The organism is Cloacibacterium caeni (genome assembly GCF_907163125.1).
Taxonomy (GTDB): Bacteria; Bacteroidota; Bacteroidia; order Flavobacteriales; family Weeksellaceae; genus Cloacibacterium; species Cloacibacterium caeni_B.
The window spans coordinates 1309589-1335382 of the sequence record NZ_OU015319.1 but is presented as its reverse complement, the minus strand read 5'-3'; the positions used below and the strand labels follow the sequence as shown (position 1 = coordinate 1335382).

25 protein-coding genes are annotated in these 25794 nt (G+C 33.4%); 14 read left to right on the top strand and 11 right to left on the bottom strand.

The window, feature by feature from the left end; genetic code table 11:
* Positions 1 to 464 precede the first annotated feature (464 nt).
* Both KKQ79_RS06120 and KKQ79_RS06115 read left to right on the top strand, forming a co-directional pair.
* Positions 465 to 1808: a hemolysin family protein gene (locus tag KKQ79_RS06120; RefSeq protein WP_213189381.1), complete on the top strand. Its 1344-nt coding sequence runs from the start codon at positions 465 to 467 to the stop codon at positions 1806 to 1808.
* Positions 1809 to 1871: 63 nt separating this feature from the next.
* Entirely contained in the window at positions 1872 to 2159 is a 288-nt protein-coding gene (locus tag KKQ79_RS06115; RefSeq protein ID WP_069796922.1) for an ATP-dependent Clp protease adaptor ClpS, read from the top strand.
* A 300-nt stretch (positions 2160 to 2459) separates the two neighbouring features.
* On the opposite strand, the gene KKQ79_RS06110 is transcribed toward KKQ79_RS06115, so the two are convergent.
* Positions 2460 to 4661: a M20/M25/M40 family metallo-hydrolase gene (locus KKQ79_RS06110; protein ID WP_213189380.1), complete on the bottom strand. Its 2202-nt coding sequence runs from the start codon at positions 4659 to 4661 to the stop codon at positions 2460 to 2462.
* A 10-nt stretch (positions 4662 to 4671) separates the two neighbouring features.
* Entirely contained in the window at positions 4672 to 7233 is a 2562-nt protein-coding gene (gene tamL / locus KKQ79_RS06105) for a translocation and assembly module lipoprotein TamL (RefSeq protein WP_213189379.1), read from the bottom strand.
* Here tamL and KKQ79_RS06100 point away from each other — a divergent pair.
* Both KKQ79_RS06100 and KKQ79_RS06095 read left to right on the top strand, forming a co-directional pair.
* On the top strand, positions 7219 to 7947 hold the full coding sequence (locus KKQ79_RS06100) for a TrmH family RNA methyltransferase (protein WP_213189378.1): 729 nt from the start codon (positions 7219 to 7221) through the stop codon (positions 7945 to 7947). The two genes, tamL and KKQ79_RS06100, sit on opposite strands and share 15 nt — an antisense overlap.
* An 80-nt stretch (positions 7948 to 8027) precedes the next feature.
* Positions 8028 to 8957 carry a diacylglycerol/lipid kinase family protein gene (locus KKQ79_RS06095; RefSeq protein WP_213189377.1) on the top strand — a complete coding sequence of 310 codons (930 nt, stop codon included), beginning with the start codon at positions 8028 to 8030 and terminating at the stop codon, positions 8955 to 8957.
* Positions 8958 to 8960: 3 nt separating this feature from the next.
* Here KKQ79_RS06095 and KKQ79_RS06090 read toward each other — a convergent pair whose 3' ends face one another.
* From KKQ79_RS06090 to KKQ79_RS06065, 6 genes are all read right to left on the bottom strand, one after another.
* The gene (locus KKQ79_RS06090) at positions 8961 to 9818 is read right to left on the bottom strand and encodes a mechanosensitive ion channel family protein (protein WP_213189376.1); all 858 of its coding nucleotides are present in this window, start codon (positions 9816 to 9818) and stop codon (positions 8961 to 8963) included.
* A 1-nt stretch (position 9819) separates the two neighbouring features.
* On the bottom strand, positions 9820 to 10323 hold the full coding sequence (locus KKQ79_RS06085) for a phosphoribosyl-ATP pyrophosphatase (RefSeq protein ID WP_213189375.1): 504 nt from the start codon (positions 10321 to 10323) through the stop codon (positions 9820 to 9822).
* A gap of 11 nt (positions 10324 to 10334) precedes the next feature.
* Positions 10335 to 10646 (bottom strand): phage holin family protein, encoded by a 312-nt coding sequence (locus KKQ79_RS06080; protein ID WP_069796910.1) that lies wholly within the window; start codon positions 10644 to 10646, stop codon positions 10335 to 10337.
* A gap of 82 nt (positions 10647 to 10728) precedes the next feature.
* Positions 10729 to 11073, bottom strand: a complete 345-nt coding sequence (locus KKQ79_RS06075) for a YtxH domain-containing protein (protein WP_069796908.1) — start codon at positions 11071 to 11073, stop codon at positions 10729 to 10731.
* A gap of 123 nt (positions 11074 to 11196) precedes the next feature.
* Complete coding sequence (gene cmk / locus KKQ79_RS06070; protein ID WP_213189374.1) at positions 11197 to 11871, bottom strand: (d)CMP kinase; 675 nt, start codon at positions 11869 to 11871, stop codon at positions 11197 to 11199.
* A gap of 80 nt (positions 11872 to 11951) precedes the next feature.
* Complete coding sequence (locus KKQ79_RS06065; protein WP_213189373.1) at positions 11952 to 12401, bottom strand: hypothetical protein; 450 nt, start codon at positions 12399 to 12401, stop codon at positions 11952 to 11954.
* A 205-nt stretch (positions 12402 to 12606) separates the two neighbouring features.
* Between KKQ79_RS06065 and typA the strand changes: the two genes are divergently transcribed.
* From typA to KKQ79_RS06050, 3 genes are all read left to right on the top strand, one after another.
* Positions 12607 to 14409: a translational GTPase TypA gene (gene typA, locus KKQ79_RS06060; RefSeq protein WP_213189372.1), complete on the top strand. Its 1803-nt coding sequence runs from the start codon at positions 12607 to 12609 to the stop codon at positions 14407 to 14409.
* A gap of 32 nt (positions 14410 to 14441) precedes the next feature.
* Positions 14442 to 15533, top strand: coding sequence for a redox-regulated ATPase YchF (gene ychF, locus KKQ79_RS06055; RefSeq protein ID WP_213189371.1), 1092 nt, complete (start codon positions 14442 to 14444; stop codon positions 15531 to 15533).
* Between the two features lie 108 nt (positions 15534 to 15641).
* Entirely contained in the window at positions 15642 to 16430 is a 789-nt protein-coding gene (locus KKQ79_RS06050; protein ID WP_213189370.1) for a TIGR00266 family protein, read from the top strand.
* A 57-nt stretch (positions 16431 to 16487) separates the two neighbouring features.
* Here KKQ79_RS06050 and KKQ79_RS06045 read toward each other — a convergent pair whose 3' ends face one another.
* Positions 16488 to 17192 carry a DsbA family oxidoreductase gene (locus KKQ79_RS06045; protein WP_213189369.1) on the bottom strand — a complete coding sequence of 235 codons (705 nt, stop codon included), beginning with the start codon at positions 17190 to 17192 and terminating at the stop codon, positions 16488 to 16490.
* A gap of 173 nt (positions 17193 to 17365) precedes the next feature.
* Here KKQ79_RS06045 and KKQ79_RS06040 point away from each other — a divergent pair, with 173 nt between their 5' ends.
* From KKQ79_RS06040 to KKQ79_RS06030, 3 genes are all read left to right on the top strand, one after another.
* Complete coding sequence (locus KKQ79_RS06040) at positions 17366 to 19243, top strand: DNA topoisomerase IV subunit B (protein WP_213189368.1); 1878 nt, start codon at positions 17366 to 17368, stop codon at positions 19241 to 19243.
* Positions 19244 to 19307: 64 nt separating this feature from the next.
* Entirely contained in the window at positions 19308 to 21911 is a 2604-nt protein-coding gene (locus tag KKQ79_RS06035) for a DNA gyrase/topoisomerase IV subunit A (RefSeq protein ID WP_213189367.1), read from the top strand.
* A 10-nt stretch (positions 21912 to 21921) separates the two neighbouring features.
* Positions 21922 to 22587, top strand: a complete 666-nt coding sequence (locus KKQ79_RS06030) for a rhomboid family intramembrane serine protease (RefSeq protein WP_213189366.1) — start codon at positions 21922 to 21924, stop codon at positions 22585 to 22587.
* Between the two features lie 103 nt (positions 22588 to 22690).
* Here KKQ79_RS06030 and prmC read toward each other — a convergent pair whose 3' ends face one another.
* The gene (gene prmC / locus KKQ79_RS06025; protein ID WP_213189365.1) at positions 22691 to 23503 is read right to left on the bottom strand and encodes a peptide chain release factor N(5)-glutamine methyltransferase; all 813 of its coding nucleotides are present in this window, start codon (positions 23501 to 23503) and stop codon (positions 22691 to 22693) included.
* 84 nt (positions 23504 to 23587) lie between these two features.
* Between prmC and KKQ79_RS13880 the strand changes: the two genes are divergently transcribed.
* The 4 genes from KKQ79_RS13880 to KKQ79_RS06010 are packed head-to-tail and all read left to right on the top strand — an operon-like array spanning position 23588 to position 25092.
* Positions 23588 to 23797 carry a hypothetical protein gene (locus KKQ79_RS13880; RefSeq protein ID WP_250131202.1) on the top strand — a complete coding sequence of 70 codons (210 nt, stop codon included), beginning with the start codon at positions 23588 to 23590 and terminating at the stop codon, positions 23795 to 23797.
* Complete coding sequence (locus KKQ79_RS13875; RefSeq protein ID WP_250131201.1) at positions 23785 to 23961, top strand: STAS/SEC14 domain-containing protein; 177 nt, start codon at positions 23785 to 23787, stop codon at positions 23959 to 23961. Before KKQ79_RS13880 ends, KKQ79_RS13875 begins: the two co-directional genes overlap by 13 nt.
* A gap of 24 nt (positions 23962 to 23985) precedes the next feature.
* Positions 23986 to 24543 (top strand): hypothetical protein, encoded by a 558-nt coding sequence (locus tag KKQ79_RS06015; RefSeq protein ID WP_213189364.1) that lies wholly within the window; start codon positions 23986 to 23988, stop codon positions 24541 to 24543.
* Between the two features lie 42 nt (positions 24544 to 24585).
* Positions 24586 to 25092 (top strand): pyridoxamine 5'-phosphate oxidase family protein, encoded by a 507-nt coding sequence (locus KKQ79_RS06010; protein ID WP_213189363.1) that lies wholly within the window; start codon positions 24586 to 24588, stop codon positions 25090 to 25092.
* A 45-nt stretch (positions 25093 to 25137) separates the two neighbouring features.
* Here the strand turns inward: KKQ79_RS06010 and pdeM are convergent, their stop codons facing one another.
* The gene (gene pdeM, locus KKQ79_RS06005) at positions 25138 to 25776 is read right to left on the bottom strand and encodes a ligase-associated DNA damage response endonuclease PdeM (RefSeq protein WP_213189362.1); all 639 of its coding nucleotides are present in this window, start codon (positions 25774 to 25776) and stop codon (positions 25138 to 25140) included.
* Positions 25777 to 25794 lie beyond the last annotated feature (18 nt).

The window sequence follows — 25794 nt, the reverse complement described above, 5'->3', positions numbered from 1 at the left end:
AAGTTCATTTTATGAGTTCACTATAGAAATTTAATTTTGTTTATAATGATTAAATTTACTTAGTTTTTCTTATCTAAAGGAAATTAGTTAAAAAGAATAAAACTAAAAATTAAAATAGTTAATTAAGCGTATTGTATATCATGGGGTTTGGGTGTACTTTTGAACTGTAGATTTAAAGAAAAGGTTACACAAAAGTGTAATTGAAACATAAAATAAATCGTTTTAAATTTGCACCGTAATAACCCAAAACACAAATGATGATAAATTTTCTACTGCAGTAAAATTAAGGTTATTATGTAAACTGCAGTAGAAATTTTTTTTTTTACAACAGGAAGTAGTAATTTTCTTCATATTTCGATTTTTAGACCAAAAAAGGGTGCGTTTACGCACTCTTTTTTATTAAACTTTTATATTAAAAATAATCATATATTTGCATAGATTAATCAATTCACAATTTTTTATAAATGGATTACGATAGTGTCGTCAAACTTCTTATTGCATTATTACTAGTATTACTAAACGGTTTTTTCGTAGCGGCGGAATTCTCCATCGTTAAGGTTCGTTATTCTCAGATTCAAATTAAGGCTGCCGAAGGAAACAAAATGGCGAAACAAGCCGAACACATCATCAAACATTTAGATGCTTATTTATCTGCTACACAATTAGGGATTACCTTAGCTTCATTAGCATTAGGTTGGGTAGGAGAAAGCGCTCTGGAACATGTTTTCCATGGCATATTCTCTTATTTCAATATCAATATTGCACCTGCAATGATTACGACAATTTCTGTAGTAGTCAGTTTTTTAATCATTACCGTAATGCATATTGTTTTTGGGGAATTAGTGCCTAAATCTATTGCTATTAGAAAATCAGAAGCCACTACATTATTCATTTCTGCACCATTAAGATTATTCTACAATATTTTCAAACCATTTATTTGGTTAATGAATTTATTTTCAAATGCTTTTTTGAAATTAATAGGAATCCATCCCGCTTCTGAACACGATATTCACTCTACAGAAGAACTTCAATTATTGGTAAAACAATCTGCTGACAGCGGTGAGATAGAAGAAGAAAACTACGAAATTATTAAAAATGCTTTTGATTTTACAGACCACACTGCAAAACAAGTGATGGTGCCTCGTCAAAACATTATTTCAATTGATATAGAAGATGATAAAGAAGAAATTTTAAAACAAATCATCGATTGTGGATATTCTAGAATCCCAGTGTTTAAAAACTCGATTGATAATATTATCGGACTTTTCTACACCAAGGAAATTATGAGAGAATACATCAAAAACAAAGACCTTGATTTAAAAGAGTTTTTGAGAGAAGCATTCTTCGTGGTAGGAAGCAAAAAGATTTCAGACCTGTTAAATGTTTTCCAACAAAAGAAACAGCATTTAGCCATCGTTATCGATGAATTTGGAGGTACAGAAGGTATTCTTACTTTAGAAGATATTTTAGAAGAATTGGTAGGCGAAATTCAAGATGAAGAGGATGATGAAGATAAAATCGTAGACCAAGTAGGAGAAAACGTTTTCTGGGTAAAAGCAACTCAACCTTTAGAAGAAATAAACGAACATTTACCGAAAGAATTATCAGAAGTTGGTGAATACAATACTTTAGCTGGATTTATCCTGCATCAATTAGAAGATATTCCAGAAGAAAATCAGGAGTTCGATATCGATGATTATCATTTCAAAATTTTGAAAATGAATAATAAGTCGGTGGAATTGGTAGAATTGGTGTACGAACCAAAAGATATTGTAGATGACTTAACCGAAGAAATTAGCGAAATCTAATTAATTTCATCCTTTACCTTTACCTTTACCTTTACCTTTACCTCAAAGTTAACTTCAGTCAAAATGAAATTTTACGATAATCCTCAAAGAGAATATCAAGAAGAAGTAGCGCTTCTAGAACAGGAAGACGAAGTCTATAAATTAGTGCTGCATAATGATGATGTAAACACTTTTGATTTCGTGATAGAGTGTTTAATCGAAATTTGTAAACATACGCTAGAACAAGCCGAACAATGCACCATTTTGGTTCATTATAAAGGCAAATGCACCGTGAAAACAGGTAGCATGGAACTTCTAAAACCCATGCACGAAAAATTAATTTCCAGAGGTCTTACTTCTGAGATTGTATAAATAGAAAAAAACTCGTTCCAAAATTTCGGAACGAGTTTTTTGTTATCAAATTTTCTTTAACCTAAAAACGAAATTAAATAGTTGTTCTATTTGTACAATATTAATATTCTAAATTTACAATCTTATCAATTGCGTAGGGCTTTAGCCCGATGAAAAAGTCAAAAAAATAAATGGCTTTAGCCAAAACCTAGATAAAATTTGGCTAAAGCCAATCTTGTATTGAATTAAAAAAAAACGGGCTAAAGCCCGTTCCAATTGATATATTAAAGTGATGGATTTAATGGTATTTTTGAATTAAGATTAAAACTTCACCTTAAAAACTTTCGTTTCCCCATTTCTAATCACGGTAACTTCTTTTTCGTCTCCAGCATTGAGTTTTGATAAACAATCCATGTAAGAATAGACTTCTGTGATTTTGCAATCTCCAATTTGGGTAAGAATATCTCCAGACTGAATTCCTGCAACTACAGCAGGTCTGTTATCAGTAACTCCGTCAATGTGCAAACCATCTTTAGAATCCGCATAACTTGGCATAATTCCTAGTGTTACTTTGTATTTTGGGACAGATTTGGTAGAAGTGGTTTTGGTCTTCGTAAACGGAATTTCAGATTTTTGAGAAAGTTCGTTCGCAATGCCAAAAACATATTGGGTGATGGTTTTTACGCCATCGAAATTTATTTTATCACTGTCATCACTTGGTTTGTGATAATCTGCATGCGTTCCAGTAAACAAGAATAAAACAGGAATATCTTTCAGATAAAAGCTGGTGTGGTCAGAAGGACCAACTCCAGATTCATCAAGCGTAATATTATAACCTGCAGGTTTCACTTTTTTTACCAAATCTGGGAAAATAGGAGAGGAACCTACACCTCCTATCGTAAGGTTTTTATCTTTGTCTAATCTTCCTACCATATCCATATTAATCATGGTGACTACATTAGGATATTGAGATTTTACATTTTCTGCGAATTTTTTAGAGCCAATCAGTCCGTCTTCTTCCGCTGAGAAAAGTGCAAAAACGTAATTTATTTTTTCCTGAGTCTTATTTTTGGCAAAAATTCTCGCCAATTCCATCACTGCCGAAACGCCAGAAGCATTGTCATCTGCACCATTGTGAATTTGTCCGTCAGAATTCATGAGTGTAGATTGATGATGTTGGTTCAATCCTAAATGGTCATAATGTGCACCAATAACAATCGTTTTAGCGGCTTTATTGTCTAAATATCCTATCACGTTGGTTCCTTTACTTGGAGTAGAAGAATTTTCATCGTGTGGATTCAGTTTAATGGAATATTCAAACGGTTGTAAATGGGTTTTAAGTCCTAATTTTTTAAAATATTTCTGAATATAATTTGCAGCTTTTTGCTCGCCTTCACTTCCTGCTAATCTGCCTTGTAACTCATCACTAGCAAGATAAGTAAGATGATTTTTAAGTTGAGTTTCGTTTACATTTTCTGCTTCGTCTGTGTCTACCCAATCTGCGATGAAAACATTGGTTTCTCTCGGCTTCGACTGATTTCTATTGCTGCTGAAAACCAATTTTTTCCCGTCTTTAGAGAACATCGGGAACGCATTGAATTCACTTTCGTAGGTAATTTGTTTCAGATTTTTTCCTTCTAAATCTATGGTGTACAACTGGAAATCATAACCTCTCGTAGAATGATGATTACTGGAGAAAATAATTTTCTTGTCATTTGGAGTGAAATATGGCGCCCAATTCGCTTTTCCAAGGTGCGTAATTTGTTTTAAATCTGTTCCATCAGCATTGATGGTGTAGATTTCCATATTGGTAGGTGCAACTAGATTTTGAGCCAAATAATCTTTGTATTCTTTGATTTCAGCATCGGTTTTTGGTCTAGAAGCACGAAATACAATTTTTTTAGAATCATGAGAGAAAAACGCGCCACCATCATAACCTAAACCGAAGGTAAGTTGTTTCAGATTTTTCCCATCAATATCCATCGTCCAAAGTTCTAAATCTCCTGTTCTGGTAGAAGTGAAAACAATTTTTTTACCGTCTGGAGAAACCACCGCTTCTGCATCATAACCAGGAACATCTGTTAATTTTTTGACAATTTGCCCGCTCAAATCTGCCATATAAATGTCAAATTCTGGATAAATTGCCCAAAGATATTTTCCATCTTTAGAAACAGGCGGAGCTGGACAAGCACTGTTCGCTTCGTGTGTAGAAGCGTAGAGAATATGTTGGTTATCTGGCATAAAGAAAGAGCAGGTTGTTCTTCCTTTTCCTGTAGAAATTAATTGTAGATTGTCAGATTTTTTAGAATAATCCTTCGATAAATCATAGGCAAAAATCTGGTCACATTCTGCTCCCAAATTTTTATTGGTGACTTGCATTGTCAGGAATTTTCCATTGGGAGAGAAATACGCTTCGGCATTATCTCCACCATCAGTCAGTTGCTGAATATTTCTAAGATTTCTTTCTTGTGAAAATAAGAAAACACTGTTAAGCAGTGCAAGAACGATTACATTTTTCTTCATATTTGTTTTTTTAGAAAGGATAACCAATCGAGAAGTTGAAGGTTGGCTTAAATGGTTTTATTTTGTCAAAAACCCATCTTTCGCCTTTTGGCTGATTTGGGTCGTGTAGTTTGTAGGCTAAATCTATTCTTACCGTAATGTAGGCTACATGCATTCTCAATCCGAAACCAGAACCCAATCCCATTTGAGAAATAAATTTATTGAACTTAAATTCATCGCCAATTCCTGAATCTTTGGTGCTCCAAATGTTTCCAGCATCTGCAAAAACGGCGCCTTCAAACATTTCATTAAATGGATATCTGTATTCTATGTTGGTGGTCAATTTTACGTTATCCATCATATAAGCTCTCACTTTTTGATCGATTTGTGTGTCTGCAGGACCTAATCCACCAAAAGCAATCCAAGCTCTGATGTCATTACTTCCCCCATTGAAATACGAACGGATAAATGGCATATTGCTAGAATTTCCATAAGGAATTCCTACACCAATAAATTGTCTTACAATAAACTGTGATTTGTTTTTGAAAGTGAAATATTTTCTCGCATCAATATCAAATTTCACAAACTGTGAAATCGGAATGCCGAAAATGGTTTTGCTATTCGTTAAAACTCCAGAATCGGTATTGTTTTTACTGAAAATACTCAATAAATTCCCAGCCAATTCTACTTTAGCATCTAAAAAGAATGGGTTTTGATAGCCTTTTTTCCCGATTTCATTATAGATATAATTGTAAGCCAAAGAATTGATGAGAACGTCTTGAGTTAATCGGTCTTTTTTAATGGTAGACTGTCTGAAATTGAGCAATAAATCTAAACCAGTTGGCGAAAGACTATTCGCAAAACCTGTATCATTAAGCAATAATCTAGATTTGGCTTCAGTGTCTAAATTAATAGCACCTGGATTATAGATATCATAGAGATTAAAAATTCCGTCTTTAATATCTCCTTCCGTTTTGAATAAATCATAATATTTATCCTTATTTCGAGTAAATGAAAACTGAGTGTTAAAAACAGATAATCTATGAGAAATCACTTCATTCACCGTGATAAAATAATTCAATCCAGCGTTCACGTTGATTCTGTCCATTCCAATATTATTCTGTACAGAAGCACCTAAATTCACTGTAGAAACAGGCGAATATTTGTTTGGGACGAATTTTTCGGTGTTAAAAGGCAAGAGCAATCTTGGGAAATTCAACCCAAATTGAAGGGAATATTCAGAAGCGTTAAACAACGCATTAGGATTTTTTTCATCGAAAACGGTACCAAAAGTTCCAGAAACACTTCCCGTAAAGTTTTCGGCGCCACCAAAAATATTTCTCGCCGTTAATTCTGCTGATGGCGAAAAGCCAAGATTCAAAATTTGAGAATAATGTAAATCGAGCGCCGTTTTAAAATTGTATTTCGGTAACGGAATGAGTTTGTATTTTACATTGATAATTGTATCATTCGGATTGCTGTATTTGTCTGGAGAAGCTTTATAACTGGCAATGCTGAAATTATTAAGCGCTAGGAAATTTCTTTTGGTAAGGTCTAGATTTTTTTGGTTGTAAATTTCACCTTTTTTAAGCGTAATAGGTCTCCAAAGTGCTTTAACCTTGTATTGGTCATCTATTCTTTTAATGATGGCATTTTCGTATTCTTTTACGTCTACATTGGCTGTGTCAGTAAGTTTTTCTAAATATTGAATTTCTACGTTACCTATAGTATACTGTTTATAAGGTGTTTTTAACGTGTCTTTCAAAATATCCATGGTGAGTGGAACTTGCTTTCTGCTTTGCAAAGTGTCTGCCGTAAAATAAATTTCGCCACCATCTCTATTGAAGCTATAATAACCTTTTTCTTGCATGAGTTCGGTAATTCTTTTTACCTCGTCTTCTAATTTTTCTTGGTCTAAAACATCTCCTGATTTTACTTTAGATTCTGTAATTTTCTGTTCGTAAATATTTCGGATGTTTTCGTAGGGAATATTGTAGTAATATCCGTTGATATAAGTGGGATCTTTATACGTGATTTTGTAATTGGCTTGTGCTTTTTTTGCCGCCGAATCGAGTTTGTGAGAAAAATCGACATGAGCGTCCCAAAATCCTTTATACACCAAGAATTTTTTAATGGAATTGGCACTGGTTTCGGTTTTTCCTTGCTCTAAAATAATAGGAGGTTTCCCTAAAGAATGCCAAACTCTGTTCCAAAACAAACTATTGCCCTTCAATTCTGGATGATTGTATTTCACATAAAGAGAATCTCTTAGTTTTTGATTTCTCATTTGTCTCGGAAACGTTTGATACTCGTTTAGAATGCTGTCATATTTCGCATTCGCCATGTTATAAATCCATAAACGAGTAGGGAACAGATAGAGGTCTTTTTTATTGGGTTTTTGACTGACAAAATTCGGGATTTCTTCATCGAAATCTTTTCGGTCTACATATTCAAAATTATTTTTGGTCAATAAATACTCACCATTCGGAACTTTCTTGGTACTGTTACAAGCGTAAAGAAACCAAACGAGGATTGCAAAAGATAAAAATATGTGGTATTTTTGAAAATATTTAAAAAAATGCTTACTGCTCATAAAATAAAAGTTTTTCAGTCTCTGGATAAAAAGAAGTTCAGACAAAAATACAATTTGTTTTTGGTTGAAGGTAACAAAATAATCCAAGAGTTGAAACATTCTTCTTACAAAATTCAAGAAATTTTTTCTATTCAACCCGAAGATTTATCCTTCCCCGAAACAGAGATTCATCCTATTACAGAACGTGAACTGAAGAAAATTAGTTTTCTGCAAACACCAAAAGATTCTGTAGCGGTAGTAGAATTGCCTTCTTCTGAAATGCTAGAGCAACAGAAAATACAGATTATTTTAGACGGAATTCAAGACCCGGGAAATCTGGGAACCATCATCAGATTGGCAGATTGGTTCGGAATTGAGCAGGTAATTTGCAGTCAAGATACTGTAGATGTGTACAATCCAAAAGTGATTCAGTCTACCAAAGGTTCTTTTGCCAGAATCAATGTAGTGTATACCGATTTAACTGAATATTTGGCTAAAACAGACGCTGTAAACATCGGTACAGATATGGTGGGCGAAAATATTTATCATTTTGATTTTCCAGAGAAATTCAATCTTATTTTGGGTAATGAAGGAAACGGAATGCGACCAGAAGTTGAAAAATTGGTTTCCCAAAACATTACGATTCCTCGATTCGGACAAAAACAATCTACAGAAAGCCTCAATGTTTCGATGGCGACAGGAATTATTCTAGGGCAGATTTTTTCTAAAATTTAAGGATTAGGATTTAGGATTTAGAAATTAGTTTTGAGAAAAATGTTTATCTTTAAAAGCTAATCTAATCTTAACTTTTTTTCATGCCAAAAATCGCTTTTTTCATCAATCCTACGATTAGACATTTCAAGAAAATTGAAATCGATATTCAGCATCATTTTCTCAACCAAGACTATCAGTTTTTTATTTCAGAATATTCTGGGCATTTTTTAACCTTGCCAACAAGAGCGGTGGAAGAAGGTTTTACCCATTTTATTGCAGTAGGTGGAGATGGAACGCTGAATGAGATTGTGAATGGCTTAATAGAAGCTTTCCGCACAGAAAATGGCTATGATTGGGAAAGGATTTCTCAGATAAAAATTGGAATTTTACCATCAGGAAGTGGTAATGATTTTATCAAAAATCTAGGTTATGCAACCATTGACGAATTACAATCGCTTATTGCAAAAGATTCTTCAGCGCTTGTAGATGTGGGTTTTGCAGAATTTCTGAACCGAGAAAAACAAAAAGCTGAGCGTTTTTTCATCAATGTTTCAGATGTAGGAATTGGGGGAGAAGTAGTCATCAGTAAAGAAAGATTGCCTTTGGTTTTTCCGGGCGATGTGAATTATTTCATTGCCATTCTTTCTACTTTTTTAATGTACAAAAAGAAAACCATCAAGGTCACCGCCAAAGATTTTACGTGGCAAGGAAAAGTGCTGAATTATGTAGTTGCCAATGCCAAATATTTTGGAAATTCTATAGGAATTGCGCCTCATGCAGAGATTTCTGATGGCGAATTTGCCATTACCAATGTGGGAGACATCAGTTTGTTAGATTACTTCAAAAATATTGGGACCGCTAAAAAATGCAAAAAAATCAATCATCCACAAGTTTCTTATACTTCGGCTCAAGAAGTTTTCATCGAAAATGCAGATGGTCTGGCTTTAACCATTGATATGGACGGAGAATTCATCGGTTATGCACCGGTAAAATTCACTTGTTTCAAAGAAAAATTGCGTTTTTTGAAGTAAAAATTATTCTTTTACCGTTTTTCGTTCATCATCAGGATTGGGAGAGTTTTCCTCGATTTGAATGTCTTGTTTTTTAATGTAATGAATAACTTTGAACAATATTTCAGATTTTAAACTGTTTCCGGGAGCGTTTACATCAGTCGTTTTGAACCAATAAGCGCCACGCAATTTTATTTTTTCGCCATCTATTTCCTGTACATAAACACTTGCATGAGGATTTTTCTCTACTTCTTCAAACGAATTGATGATGTGCAAAATATCCTTCATCACTTTTTCTAAATCTTCGGAATAATCTACATTAATGAAGAATTCACTTCTCAAAAGTTGATTGTACGTGAAATTTTCAAGTGGATTTTTAAGAATAATGGAATTGGGAATGAAAACATCTTTTCCGTCAAGAGTTTTAATATTGGTTTCTCTGAGCGACATTTTTTTAACTCGACCTCTCATTCCTTGCACTTCGATTAAATCACCGATTCTAAAAGGTCTTCTAAACGCCATAAGAATTCCTGCCAAGAAATTTTCGCCAATATCTTTTAAGGCAAAACCTACAATAAAAGTGGTGAGCGCAGTTCCTGCCAGAATTTTATCGGTAATGTTTCCGTAGCCCAAAATCCCCAAACAAACAATAATCAGAAAGATGGTGAGGATAAAAGAAACGATATTCACCAAGAAATCTGTAACGATAGAATCTTTTGATTTTTCGTCTATGAATTTGGTAACAACTTTTGAAAATAGTTTAATGGCAAAAATTCCAGCAATAAAAACCAAAATTGACATCAAAATTGCCGGCAATTGACTTAGAAAATTTTCCCATGAATGTTGTATAGTAGTTCTAAAATCTACAAATTCCTTTTCCATATTATAAAATTTCTTCTAAGCTTTTTAAAACTTCACGTTCTTCGTATTCTTCTAATTTTTCTCTTAAAAATTTTAAAACAAAGGGCGCCAAATAAATAAGTGCAATGCCGATTAATTTTTTCTTCCAACTGGTATGATAGAGGTTCTTCTTCGCAAAATTGGTAACTACGGCTGCCAATCCTATTTTGATGGCGTTTTCGGCGATGCTTCCTACTACGTTTTGAGTATTGATGCCTATTTTTTCTTCGCCGTATTGATTAATTTTGGTTTTGATATAATTTTCGGAAGCGCCACCAGTTGCAAAACTTAGAATTTCGGCTGGTTTCAGTCCTAATCGGTGTTCTCCGTTTTCGTCTGTCTTATCGACTAAAAATTGGTCAGTGAATCCATGAGTGATGGCACTTAAACTTTCTTTAGGATTTTTAAATGCTGCGATGTCTTCTAACTCTGCAATTTCTTTTCTTAAAGTTTCCTTGCGTTTTCTTAAGTCTTCTAAGTTTTTCATGTCATGGAGTTTTAATCGTTAAACAGCATTTCTATGGCCTTGTTGGTAATGATTTTTTTAATGTAATTTCTCATTAAAAAGACCAATAAAATGAGCAATAAATAGAATCCTGCAAGAATGAGGAAGCCATAAGCAAAGTTGTGGAGCCAATTTCCTAAGAATAAACCTAAACTCACGTTTAACAAAAAGATAAAGAAAATGGCAAGAACAGAGATAATCATTACAGGTACTGAAACTCCAATGATTTTAAGAGATTTCTCGGTAGCATCTAGCTTTACGAGTTCTATTTTTTTTTCTGCGTAATCTTTGATGAGGTCTATCATGGCAAATTTCTTTGTTTAAAGGTACAAAAAAAGGAACTTTTATGATAAGTTCCTTTATAAAATTTTATAAAAACTTTACAGATTATTTTAAAGCATCTAGCTCTGTTTCTACTTCTTTTACTACTCCCGAAGCTTTATTGGCTGCGGTATGTTTGTATTTTTCGTAGCTATCTTTTACACTAGAAACTACTTTATCTAAATTTTCTTTTGCCTTGTCTGATAGATTTCCGTATTCCGACTTTACTTTTTCAGATACTTTATCATATTCATCTAATGCTTGATCTTTTAAATCATTTGCTTTAGCTTTTAGTTTTTTTCTGGTTTCTTTACCTTCTTCTGGAGCGTAAAGCATTCCTAGAACTACACCTACTGCAGCACCTGCTAGAAGACCTGCAATAATTCCTGCTGTATTTTTACCTTTTCCCATTTTGTAATAATTTAGTGTTAATAATTTATTTTCGTTTACCTCTTCATTCGCACAACTTCTATACCAAATATAAGGAAAATTTTCACAAATTTATGTTAAAATTGTATGAATAGATTCTATTTTTTATTTCGAAATATGTGATAGAATCAATGCTATGGTTTCTTCTTTGTTCAGTAAAGTATTGTCTATCAAGATGGCATCATCTGCTTTTTTCAGCGGAGCTACCACTCTTTCGCTATCGATTTTATCTCTGGTTTTAAGGTTTTCGTAAACTTCTTCTCTAGAAATGTCTACGCCAGAATGTTGCAATTCTAGATGTCTTCTTTTGGCTCTTTCTTCTGGACTGGCGGTGATGAAAAATTTATAATCTGCATTAGGCAAAATAACGGTTCCTATGTCTCTTCCGTCCATAATGACACCACCTTTTTGAGCTAAATTTCGTTGAAAATCAAGTAAAAAAGCTCTTACTTCTGCCTGTTTTGCAATGAGGCTTACATGGTCAGAAACTCTAGGTTCGCGAATTTCTTTATCAATATTTTTACCATTGAGGAAAAGCTCTAAAACGCCATTGTTTAAAATAAATTCCAAATGAATTTGGTCAAATTTTTCAAAGAGTGACTTTATGTCTATTTCTTGGCTGTCATTAAGGCAGTTTTCTAAAGCGAAATACGTAATTCCACGGTAGAGTGCACCTGTATCAATATGGATGAGGTCAAGTTTTTGGGCAATCACTTTAGAAATTGAACTTTTTCCGGTAGATGAAAATCCGTCAATAGCAATAACTGGTTTTTTGTTCATGCTACAAATTTCGTTAAAGTTTTTTGAATTTGAAAATAACTAAAAGAAAAACCTTTTTGTGGTTGCTGAGTTTTTATCTTTTAAAAGGATTTATTTTTTGGATAGCCATGATAATAGTTAACTTCTATAATGAACGCTTTTCCATTGTTTGTTCTTTTAAAATTTTTTAGTCCAAGAGAATCCAAAATGCGATTTCCATGATTTAATATCAATTTGTCTAATGGTGAAAACTTTAAATAGATATTTTTGCCATAATCTTGGGGTAAATCTCCATCAAAAACAGTGTAAATCATTTGTTTTGAAACTTCACTAGTTTTTGTAATCTTATTAGGATAGAATTCGTAATAACTTCGAAATCCTAAACTATCAACCGAAGCATAAATATGTTGAATATTGTTTTTTTTACTTTCGTTGTAAAATTTTACTTTCCCATAATGTGTATCGATTTTATCAACAAGTGTTTTGTTGCTTGAGCAAGAAACAAATAGAATTTGTAAAACTATTATTTCAAAAAAACGTAGGTTAGTCATTTCGTAAAGTTAAAAATTACAACAAACTTGCAGACTTGCAAAGTTACCAAACCAAATATACAAAAGTTTTCTTGCTATTCGTTTTCTAAAATATAAAGTCTCAAAATGATTTCATTATCAATGTTTTAACGAATTGTTAATCTTGTATCTTCATACTTCCATCTTCCAATTTTTTTCACTACTTTTGCACCTTCAAAAAATATATATGCAAAATATCAGAAACATCGCAATTATTGCCCACGTAGACCACGGGAAAACCACATTGGTAGACAAAATTATCCATGCTACTAATGTTTTCAGAGATAATCAAGAATCTGGAGATTTAATTATGGATAATAACGATTTAGAAAGAGAAAGAGGAATTACCATTCTTTCTAAAAATATTTCGGTTACGTATAAAGATACTAAAATTAATGTAATCGACACTCCTGGTCACGCCGATTTTGGTGGTGAAGTAGAGCGTGTTCTTAAAATGGCAGATGGTGTTATTTTATTGGTAGATGCTTTCGAAGGACCAATGCCACAAACTCGTTTCGTTTTGCATAAAGCTTTAGAATTAGGGCTTAAACCTATTGTAGTTATCAATAAAGTAGATAAAGAAAACTGTCGTCCAGACGAAGTTCATGATAAAGTTTTTGATTTATTCTTTAACTTAGATGCTACCGAAGAACAGTTAGATTTCCCTAATTTCTATGGTTCTTCTAAGCAAGGTTGGTTCAATACTTCTTTAGAGCCTACAGATAATATTTTACCAATTCTAGATGGTATTTTACAATATGTTCCTGCTCCAAAAGTAGAAGAAGGTAACTTACAAATGCAAGTAACTTCTCTAGATTATTCTTCATTTTTAGGAAGAATTGCAGTAGGTAAAGTAACCAGAGGTTCTATCAAAGAATCTCAGTGGATTGGTCTTGCACAAGAAAATGGCAATATCCTTAAAGGAAAAGTTAAAGAATTATATATTTTTGAAGGTTTAGGCAAGAAAAAAGTTACAGAAGTTCAAGCAGGTGATATTTGTGCAGTAGTAGGTTTTGATGCCTTCCAAATTGGAGATACTTTCGTAGATTTAGAAAATCCAGAACCATTGACTAGATTGTCTATTGACGAGCCTACGTTGAACATGACATTCTCAATCAACAATTCTCCTTTCTTCGGTAAAGATGGTAAATATGTAACCTCTAATCACTTGAAAGAAAGATTAGAAAAAGAATTAGAGAAAAACTTAGCATTAAGAGTAGAACAAACCGAAGATGCAAATACATTCCTAGTTTTTGGTAGAGGTATTCTTCACTTATCTGTTTTAATTGAAACCATGAGAAGAGAAGGTTACGAGATGACGATTGGTCAGCCACAAGTAATTCTTCACGATGTAGATGGAGAAAGCCACGAACCATACGAAAGTTTAGTAGTAGATGTTCCAGAAGAGTATGCTTCTAGAGTAATCGATTTAGCTACACAAAGAAAAGGTGACCTTCACATTATGGAAACCAAAGGAGAAATGCAACACATGGAATTCGAAATTCCTTCAAGAGGTTTAATCGGATTGCGTTCTCAAATGTTGACGGCAACAGCAGGTGAAGCGATTATGGCGCACCGTTTTACAGATTATAAACCTTTCAAAGGAGCGATTCCTGGTAGAAATAACGGAGTTTTAGTTTCTAAAACACAAGGTCCATGTACAGAATATTCTATCGCAAAACTTCAAGATAGAGGAAAGTTTTTTGTAGATCCGGGTGAAGAAATTTATGCAGGAATGATTATTGGTGAACAAAACAAACCTGGAGACTTAGTCGTAAATATTGTAGAAGCAAAACAATTGAATAACATGCGTGCTGCTGGTAAAGATAAAGACGGAAACATTGCTCCAAAAATCTTATTCTCGCTAGAAGAATGTATGGAATATATTCAAGCAGACGAATGTATAGAAGTTACTCCAAACTTCATCAGAATGCGTAAAAAAATCCTTTCTGAAGAAGATAGAAAACGTGCGGAAAGAAACGCGAAATAAATTGAACTTCAAATTTCAAATAATAAATTACAATGAAATGTGGAATTGTAGGTTTACCAAACGTAGGTAAATCAACCTTATTTAACTGTCTTAGCAACGCCAAAGCACAATCTGCGAACTATCCGTTTTGTACAATCGAACCTAACTTAGGAACAGTTTCTGTACCAGATCCTCGTCTTTTTGAGTTAGAAAAATTGGTAAATCCAGAGCGTGTTTTACCAGCAGTGGTAGAAATTGTAGATATTGCAGGTTTGGTAAAAGGAGCTTCTAAAGGCGAAGGTTTAGGAAACCAATTTTTGGCAAATATCAGAGAATGTGAAGCGATTATTCATGTTTTAAGATGTTTTGATAATGGAAATATCGTTCACGTAGAAGGTTCTGTAGATCCAATGAGAGATAAAGAAATTATCGATATAGAACTTCAATTAAAAGACCTTGAAACACTTGGTAAAGCAGTTGAAAAAGCTAAAAAATTTATTAAGTCTGGTAAAAAAGAAGATATTTTAACTTACGAAACGCTTCAAAATCTTCAGAAATTTGTTGAAGATGGCAAAAACGTAAGAGAATTCCCTACAGACGATTTTACTCAATCTATTATTGATGAGGTTCATTTGTTAACCAAAAAGCCTGTGCTTTACGTTTGTAATGTAGATGAAAACTCTATTAAAAACGGAAACGAATGGATTGCTAAAATCGAGGAAATGGCTGCTAAAGAAAAGGCTGAAGTAGTAGTTTTGGCCGCACAAATCGAAGCAGATATCAATGAACTGGAAACTTTCGAAGAAAGACAAATGTTCTTAGAAGAATTAGGTCTTGAAGAACCAGGAGTGAACAGACTCATCAGAAAAGCATACGATTTACTGCATCTTCAAACGTATTTTACAGCGGGTGTTAAAGAAGTAAGAGCTTGGACAATTGGTAAAGGTTGGACTGCTCCACAAGCTGCTGGTGTAATTCACACTGATTTTGAAAAAGGTTTTATTAGAGCTGAGGTTATTGGTTATGAAGATTTCATAAGTTTTGGTTCTGAAGCGAAAGTAAAAGAAGCAGGTAAAATGAGAGTAGAAGGAAAAGAATACATCGTGAAAGATGGAGATGTAATGCATTTCCGTTTTAACGTGTAAAAATTTTATAAGTAAAAACTTAGTATATTAAATCGAGCAAGGTAATTTGCTCGATTTTTTTTGTAACGATTTCAATGGTTTCAAAACTAATTGTAAAAAAATAAAAAAATGAACAATCACGAAATAGACTACAAAATTCACGGTGAAGAACTGCAATGTGTTGAAATAGAATTAGATCCACAAGAAGCAGTGATTTCTGAACCCGGAAGTTTTATGATGATGACAGATGGTATCCAAATGGAAACTCTTTTTGGCGATGGAACAGAAACTGGCGGATTATTAGGGAAACTATTTTCTGCAGGAAAAAGATTATTGACAGGAGAAAATCTTTTCATGACGGTTTATACCAACACTTCTTATCAGAAAAGACAAGTTACCTTTGCTGCGCCTTATTCTGGAAAAATTATTCCTTTGGATTTGTCCGATTTAGGTGGTAAAGTGATTTGTCAAAAAGACAGTTTTCTTTGCGCTGCAAAAGGCGTTTCTGTAGGAATAGAATTTCAAAGAAAATTAGGAACCGGACTTTTCGGAGGAGAAGGTTTCATTATGCAGAAACTGGAAGGAGACGGAATGGCTTTCGTGCACAGTGGTGGTTATGTGGTGGAAAAAGAATTGCAACCCGGCGAAATTTTGAAAATAGATACTGGTTGTATTGTAGCTTTTACCCAAACTGTTTCTTATGATATTCAATTTGTTGGCGGAATTAAAAATACTATTTTCGGTGGAGAAGGTTTATTCTTTGCGCAATTGCAAGGTCCAGGAAAAGTTTGGATTCAGACGCTTCCTATCAGCAGATTGGCAAGTAGAATTTTACAATATGCAGGGCCTTCTGGAAGAAGAGAAGAAGGAAGTGTTTTAGGGAAATTAGGAAATATGCTCGATGGAGACGGATTTTAATATTTAACTATTGATTTCAAAAATAAAAGCGAACTGTTTAAGGTTCGCTTTTTTATTTTAATTGCAATTTCCATCTATGTCACAAGATTCTCCAGAATTGATGAGTTGTAAACCTTTGTCACCATTCGAAAATTCTTCCCAAGTTTTTTCTAATGCTTCTAAAAACAATTCAGGTTGTTGTGCACCAGAAATTCCATATTTGTCATTAATCACAAAGAAAGGAACTGCATTAATTCCTAATTGTGCAGCCAATTGCATATCTTGTTTCACGAGATAACCTAATTCATCAGATTGTAAGGCGTTTTTAGCCTCATCTTCAGTGATTCCAATAGATTTTGCCAACTGAATCAATGTTTCCTCATCATCGATGTTTTTCCCATCTAAAAACTGTGCTTCAAAAAGCGCTTCTTCCATTTCATTGGCTAAATTTTTAGTTTTTGACAACTGAATCAGCAAATGTGCTTTGTAAGAATTAGCCACTTTAGAATCATCAAAATTAAAGTCGATTCCCGCTTCTTTTCCAGCCATTGCTGCACCTTCATGCATGGCTTTTGCTCTTTCTATGGTAATTCCTTTCGCTTTCGCAAAATATTCATATGGACTCACTTCTGGCTGCGTTACCAATTGTGGGTCTAATTGAAAACTGTGCCAAGTGATTTCTAATTTTTCGGCGTGAGGAAATTTTTCTAATGCTTTTTCAAATTTCTTTTTTCCTACAAAGCAAAACGGACAACGAACGTCACTCCAAATATTTATTTTCATAATTTTCCTAATTTGAACTACAAATATAGTTTAGTTTATACGCTATTGCATTGATGTATGATAAATTCTCGCTAAAAAAAACTTTTCCACAAAATTTCTTCCATAAATTTAGTTTCGTTAAATTTGTGAGTTATTGGTTTTAATTAACTTTCACGCGGTAAAGCAGGAAATATATGAGTGAGAATCTACAGGTAAATTATTCAGAAGAAAACATACGAACGCTCGATTGGCAGGAACACATTCGTCTTCGTCCTGGTATGTATATTGGGAAACTAGGAGACGGTTCTTCCGCAGATGATGGGATTTATATTTTGTTAAAGGAAATCATTGATAACTCTATCGATGAATTCCGTATGAAATCTGGAAAAAGAATCGAAATTAAATTAGATGAAGGCAAAGTAACCATCAGAGACTTTGGTCGTGGTATTCCTTTAGGAAAAGTAGTAGATGCGGTTTCTAAAATGAATACGGGTGGTAAATATGATTCTAAAGCTTTCAAAAAATCTGTAGGTCTTAATGGTGTAGGTACCAAAGCGGTAAATGCACTTTCTGATTATTTTAGAGTGCGTTCGTTCCGTGATGGAAAAATGAAAGTGGCAGAGTTTTCTAAAGGAAACATCACCGAAAACCATCCTGAAACCGATACCTCAGACAGAAACGGAACCGAAATTTCTTTTATTCCTGATTACAGTATTTTCACGCATTTTAAATTCAGAAAAGAGTACATCGAAAGAATGCTTCGCAATTACGCTTATCTGAATCCTGGTCTTAAAATTATCTTTAACGGAGAAACGTATTACTCTGAAAACGGATTAAAAGACCTGTTGGAAGAAGAGTTAGAAGGCGAAATTCTTTATCCAATCGTTCACTTGAATGATGAAGACATCGAACTCGCGATTACCCATTCTGATAAATCACAAACCGAAACCTATTTCTCTTTCGTGAACGGACAAAATACTACACAAGGTGGAACACACCTTAATGCTTTCCGTGAAGCGTATGTAAAAACGATTAGAGAATTTTTTAATAAAAACTTTGAAGCAGCAGATATTAGAAAATCTATTATTGCCGCTATTTCGATTAATGTAGAAGAACCCGTTTTCGAATCTCAAACCAAAACCAAACTCGGTTCTAACGATATCGGTCCAAATGGTCCTTCTGTAAGAACTTTTATCATTGATTTCTTAAAAAATAAACTCGATAATTTTTTACACAAAAATCCAGAAGTTGCCGAAGCAATTTTAAGAAAAATCATCATTTCTGAAAGAGAAAGAAAAGAACTTTCGGGAATTCAGAAATTGGCGAGAGAAAGAGCGAAAAAAGTTTCGCTTCACAATAAAAAATTGAGAGATTGTAGACAACACTACAATGACCAAAAAGCGTCTAGAAAATCTGAAACCATGATTTTCATTACCGAGGGAGATTCTGCTTCTGGTTCTATTACTAAATCAAGAGATGTAGAAACTCAAGCGGTGTTTTCATTGAAAGGGAAACCTCTTAACTGCTATGGTTTGACCAAGAAAATTGTTTATGAAAACGAAGAATTTAACCTTCTTCAAGCTGCACTGAATATTGAAAATAGTTTAGAGGATTTGCGATACAATCATGTTATCATAGCTACTGATGCCGATGTAGACGGAATGCACATTCGATTGTTGATGATTACGTTTTTCTTACAATTTTTCCCTGATTTAATTAAAAATGGACATTTGTATATTTTGCAAACGCCACTTTTCAGGGTGAGAAATAAGAAAGAAACCAGATATTGCTATTCTGAAGAAGAACGTTTGAAAGCATTGAATGAATTAGGCAAAAATCCAGAAATTACACGATTCAAAGGTTTGGGAGAAATTTCACCTGATGAATTTAAACATTTCATAGGGAAAGATATTCGTCTAGAACCAGTAGTCATTGGTAAAGACAGTACCATTAATGATTTGTTAGAGTTTTACATGGGTAAAAACACTCCAGACAGACAAACTTTCATTTTAGAAAACTTAGTGGTGGAAGCCCCAGATATTGATAAAAAAGAGGTTCTGAACGACGCATAATTGTTTCTAAGAATTGGAAATATTTGAAAAAAGCAAACAGAGAAGGTAAAACGCAAGGTTAATAATGGAAGGACACGAGCACAAGGAAGAATCCTTAAAAAAAGTATCAGGTTTATACAAAGATTGGTTTCTAGATTACGCATCATACGTAATTTTAGACAGAGCCATTCCGTCTATTTATGATGGTTTTAAGCCAGTACAGCGTAGAATTATGCATTCTATGCGCGAATTAGAGGACGGTAGATATAATAAAGTTGCTAATATTGTAGGAAATACCATGAAATACCATCCTCATGGTGATGCTTCTATTACGGATGCAATGGTGCAAATTGGTCAAAAAGAATTGCTCATTGATACCCAAGGAAACTGGGGAAATGTCTACACTGGAGATTCTGCAGCAGCAGCCAGATATATTGAAGCAAGACTTACACCGTTTGCTTTGGAAGTAGTTTTCAACCCGAAAACTACAGAATGGAGCAAATCTTATGATGGTAGAAATAATGAACCGATTGATTTACCTGTAAAATTTCCTTTGCTTTTGGCTCAAGGTGTAGAAGGAATTGGGGTAGGACTTTCTACCAAAATTATGCCTCATAATTTTAATGAATTGTTGAGCGCTTCTGTAGCTTATTTGAAAGGTAAAAAATTTGAACTTTATCCAGATTTTCAAACGGGAGGTTTACTAGATGTAAGCAATTATAATGATGGTCAACGTGGCGGAAAACTCCGTACTAGAGCTAGAATTATTCAAAAAGATAAAAATACCCTTTGCATTACCGAGCTTCCTTTTTCTAAAAATACTGGCGATTTAATTGATTCCGTAATTAAAGCCAACGAAAAAGGGAAAATCAAAATCAAAAAAATTGAAGACAATACTTCTGATAAGGTAGAAATCAATATTCATTTAGCGAATGACGTTTCTCCTGATAAAACCATAGATGCGTTATATGCTTTCACCGATTGCGAAGTTTCTATTTCGCCGAATGCTTGTGTTATTGTTGGCGACAAACCAGAGTTTCTTTCGGTTTCTGAAATTCTCAGAAGAAATACTGACCATACTGTTTCTTTGTTGAAAAAAGAATTAGAAATAGAACTCCACGAACTCGAAGAAAAGTGGCATTTTGCAAGTTTAGAGAGAATCTTCATCGAAAATGAAATTTACCAAGAAATTAAAGGTAAAAACTCTAAAGAAGAAGTCTATGAAGCGATTGATAAAGCGCTGAAACCTTTCATTAAAAAGCTAATGAGAGCAGTTACAGTAGAAGATATCATCAAGTTGACGGAGCTTCCTTTCATGAGAATTTCTCGTTATGATAGAGATAAAGCCGAAGAAAATATATTCGCTTTAGAAGGTAAAATGGAACAGGTGAAACATCACTTAGCGAATCTGATTGCTTATGCTATCGATTATTTTACCAATATTCAGAAAAAATACGGAAAAGACAAAGAGCGTAAAACTGAACTTAGAGTTTTTGATAATATTGACGCAACCAAAGTTGTTTTAGCCAACGAAAAATTCTACGTAAACAGAGAAGAAGGTTTCATAGGTACTTCGCTTAAAAAAGACGAATACGTTTTTGATTGTTCTGATATTGATGACATCATCACCTTCCAAAAAGATGGAACGATGAAAGTGGTGAAAGTAGAAGCCAAAACGTTCATCGGAAAAAATATTGTACATGTTGGCGTTTTCAAAAAAGGAGACAAACGTACCGTTTACAACATGATTTATCGTGAAGGAAAAGAAGGTCCTTACTACATGAAACGTTTTTCTGTAACGGGTGTTACCAGAAATACAGACTATAAATTGGCTTCTGATAAAAAAGGTTCAGAAATGTTGTATTTCTCTGCCAATCCAAATGGTGAAGCAGAAACGGTAACTGTTTTACTGAAACCAAATTCTAGAGTTAGAAAAAATAAAATTGAGATTGATTTCTCAGAATTAGCGATTAAAGGAAGAGATTCCAGAGGAAATCTCGTAACCAAATACGCCGTGAAGAAAGTTGATTTAAAAGAAGAAGGCGTTTCTACATTGGCTCCAAGAAAAATTTGGTTTGATGATACGGTTCGTAGACTGAATGCAGACGGAAGAGGTACATTATTAGGCAGTTTCAAAGGTGATGACAAAATCTTAACCATAAATCAAAATGGTGAAGCCAAATTGGTGACTTTTGACTTGCTTAATCGTTTTGATGATGAATATTTAATTCTCGAAAAATGGAAGCCAGAACAGCCGATTACGTGTATCTATTTTGATGGTGAAAAAGGAATCTATTTCATCAAACGTTTCTTGCTGGAAAACACTACAAACGTTCAGCATTTTATGCCAAGTGAGCATCCGAAATCTTTCGTAGAATTTGTGGGAACTTCTGATGGTTGTACTGCAGAAATTGTTTTCCCGAAAGATAAATCAGGCAAAGAAAAAGAACCAGAAATTATCAATATTGATGAATTTATCGCCGTGAAAGGTATTAAAGCCATCGGAAATCAGTTTATCAAAGAAAAAGTAAAATCTATTAACATCACCATTCCAGAACCTTTGGAAGAAGAAATTATTGAAGCAGAGGAATCTGAAAGTGAAGAAGCTAATGCAGATTCTGAAGTTAATGAAATTCCAGAAGAAGGTCAAATCGGAGATTTATTCTCTATTGATGAAAATAACGAATAATTAAAAAAGTATGCATCCAATATTATTAATAATCATAGCCATAACTGTAATCATCAGTATTATGGGATTCCAAAACATTCAACTTTTTGAAAAATATAAGTTCAATGTTTCGGCGATACAAAATCGAAAAGAATACATCAGACTGCTTTCTGCAGGATTTCTTCATGCAGATTGGGGACATTTGTTTTTTAATATGTTGACGCTGTATTTCTTTGCACCAATCGTTTTATATGTATATGGTATTTCAGGATTTTTGTTGGTGTATTTAGGTTCAATTGTTATTGGGAATTTATTTTCTTTGTATTTGTATAAAAGACAAAGTTGGTATTCGGCAATTGGAGCTAGTGGTGGCGTTTCGGGGATTATTTTTGCAAGTGTTGCGATGAATCCAGTAGCTAGTAGAATAGGTATTATTTTTTTACCTCCAGAATTAAGTATTCCTGGTTATATTTTTGGAGCTTTGTATTTTGGGTATTCCGTTTACATGATGCTTAATCCTAGACCGCATGATAATATTGGTCACGCTGCACATTTAGGTGGTGCTGCTTTTGGCTTGGTTTACGCAGTTGCGCTAGAGCCAGAAATTGCCATGAATAATGCAGTTTATTTGCTTGTGATGTCCCTTCCTTTGATTTACATGAGCTACCAAGTTTTTGTGAAGAAGAAAATTGGGTAGTTTATAATTAAAGAATTCAAAAATAAAGAAATAGTAAGTCGGATTTTAGTCCGACTTTTTTATTATAAATAATCAGTAAAATTTGTTTAATCAGCGAGAGAAATTACTTTCTTCCCATCACAAATCTATCATTTCCAGATAAATCTTTTACCAATTCGCTTTCTGAGAAATTTTTGAACAGTTCTAAGGTTTCATTTCCTAATTTTTGATTGATTTCAAGGAAAAATAAACCGTTTTCATTGAGATGATTTTCACAGTCTTTTGTAATTTTTCGGTAGAAAATAAGCGCATCTTGAGTTGGTGAGAATAGTGCAATATTGGGCTCAAAACCTTTTACCGAATCTTCGATTTCCGTATTTTCATCGATTCCAATATAGGGTGGGTTTGAGATGATTACATCATATTTTTCGGTCAAATTTGTATTCAGATAATCTGCTTGTAAAAATTTAATTTCAGTTTGATGAAAGTCTGCATTTTTTTGAGCAATTTCAAGTGCTTTTTCAGAAATGTCCATTGCAAAAACTTCCGTATCTGGGAAATGTTTTTTTAAAGTAATCGGAATGATTCCGCTTCCTGTTCCAACGTCTAATAATTTTAGATTTTGGATTTTAGATTTTAGATTTTTAATTTTTGAAATCGCCAATTCTAGCAATTCTTCTGTTTCAGGACGAGGAATTAAGACGTTTTCATCTACAAAAAATCTATTTCCATAAAATTCGGTATATCCCAAAATTTGCTGGTAAGGTTTTCCTTTTTTGAGTTCTTCAGTTACTTTTTCAAATTCCGAAGCCAGATTTTCTACTTTTCTTTCTTGAAAATCTTCTAAGAAATATCGGTAAAGAATTCTGTTTTCCTCTTTGGAATAAATAGTCGCTAAAGCTTCGGAAAACGAGGAGAAATAATCTTGAAATTGCATTTTACAAAATTATATAAATTATCCTAAATATTCTGTAATATGTTTCGGAGCTTAAACTCTGAAATTTGTCAAAAAATAAAAGTAATGATTACTAGAATCAAAGAATTACCAGATAACATGGTGGGGTTTTTAGCCACAGACGAGGTTTCAGGAAAAGATTTTATAGACGTAGTAATGCCAGAAGTAGAAAAATTTATCGAGGAAAAAGATAAATTGAATTACATGTTGGTCATGAAACAGATTTATCCAAATTTACAGCAGGAGCTTGGTTTCAAGACGCAATGTTGGGCGTAAAAACATTAACAAAATGGAATAGAGCAGCCATCGTTTATGATTCTGAAACAGTACAAGATTTTACAGAAATTTTTAGCAAAATTATGATTGGCGAGTTTAAAGGATTTGATAAAAAAGATTACGATACAGCCGTAAAATGGACTTCCGAACAAATTGACCTTTAATTTTTAACATCAAAAACTCTTGCTATGAATGAACATAAAAATCCTCAAATTACCTTAACCAAAAGCAGTTCTGTTTCGGAAATTCTACTTGAAAACGACAACAATGCTAAAGAAATTTTTAAAAATTTAAAACAAAATCTCTACAACGTAGAGCATTGGAACTTGGTTAAAGACAAGGAACATTGTCATTTTCAACTTTGCAACAAGCATGGAGAAGAAAAAACTGGAAAAATAGAAAATGGCGACCTGATTAGAATCTGCGTTACTGATGAAAATCAGAAAACGACTTGCTATGATTGGTTTCAAATAAGAGATTTAGAAGAAACCAATTTTCCAGACGAACAAATTATCAGTTTTCATCTTAAACCGATGATGAGCTCTCAATTGGTCATTGAAAAGAAGAATAGAAGCAAAAAACGCTTGGTAATTAATTCTTTTTCAATTAGAAGACTGAGAAATAAAATTATTACAGAGATAGAAGAAACCAACGAAATGATTAATCTAGAAACGGTGAATTTTTATCACAAAATCAGAAATCTTTTCTTAGGTTTTAATGGAGTTCTAAATATTAAAACGTATTAAACAACACCAATACATTATATCAATCACCAAATCACAAAATTTATGTCAACCCAAAATTTATTTCAAAAAGAAGCTATAGAAAAGCTTATAGAGCTTTCAGAAAAAGCGAGAACGTGTATGTTTGTGACCGAATTAGACCAATTACCATCCAATTCTAGACCTATGAGTCTGCAAGAATGCGATGATGAAGGAAATCTTTGGTTTATTTCGAGCAAAGAAAGCAATAAAAATATGGAAATCGAAAGAGATTCTAGAGTGCAACTTTATTTTATGAATAATAGCGACAGCGAATATCTTTCTGTGTATGGCAAAGCGTTTATCTATGATGATAGATCTACAATAGAAGAAAAATGGAGTGCTTTTGCCAATGCTTGGTTTGATGGAAAAGATGACCCAAATGTTTCTATTCTTAGAATTGCTCCAGAAGATGTCTATTATTGGGATACGAAAGTTGGTAAACTCGTTTCTTTATTGTCATTTGCTGCTGCGATTGTTACTGGTAATAAAACCGATAACAGTGATGGAGTAGAAGGACAAATTTCAATCTAGAAGCACTCTATATAAATCGAAGTCCGCAATTTATTGCGGGCTTTTTTACCATTCAATTAAATTTTCAGCGGTAATAATGTATTTTTTAAAAGTGGAATTTTGCTTTTTCTCAAAATTAGTATCTAATCCAGTGAATTGAGAGAATGCAGGCAAAATAATTTGATTTTCCGAGACTAAAAAGCAAGGAAATTTTAATTTCTGTCTATTTTGAGCCATTAATGAAATTCCAGGATGAATGTGCCCACCAATTTGTGGTTTTGGAATAGAGTCTAAAGATTCGTGAGAGAAAATAATATTTTCGGTTTCATAGATTTCAGTTTCTTTCATTCCGAATTTTTTAGAAAATTTATCGTGATTTCCTTTCACGAGCAACCACTTTATCATCTTAAAATCCTCAAACCATTTTCTGAAGATTTCTATTTCAGAATTCAGTTCTGCGTGAAACAAATCGCCAACAATGATTATCTTTTTAGGTTCATAATGTTTGATTACTTTTTGGAGATTTTCTAAATCTTTTTCAATCACACCATTCGGTAAAGCAATGCCATTTTTTCTGAAATGTGCGGTTTTTCCTAAGTGTAAATCAGACAAAATCAAGGATTTTTCTTTGTCCCAAAAAATACTTCGGTATTGATTGAGCTTCAACTGTTCTCCAGCAAAATTGATAGAAATTTCAGAAATCATGTTGCAAAAATACGAGAA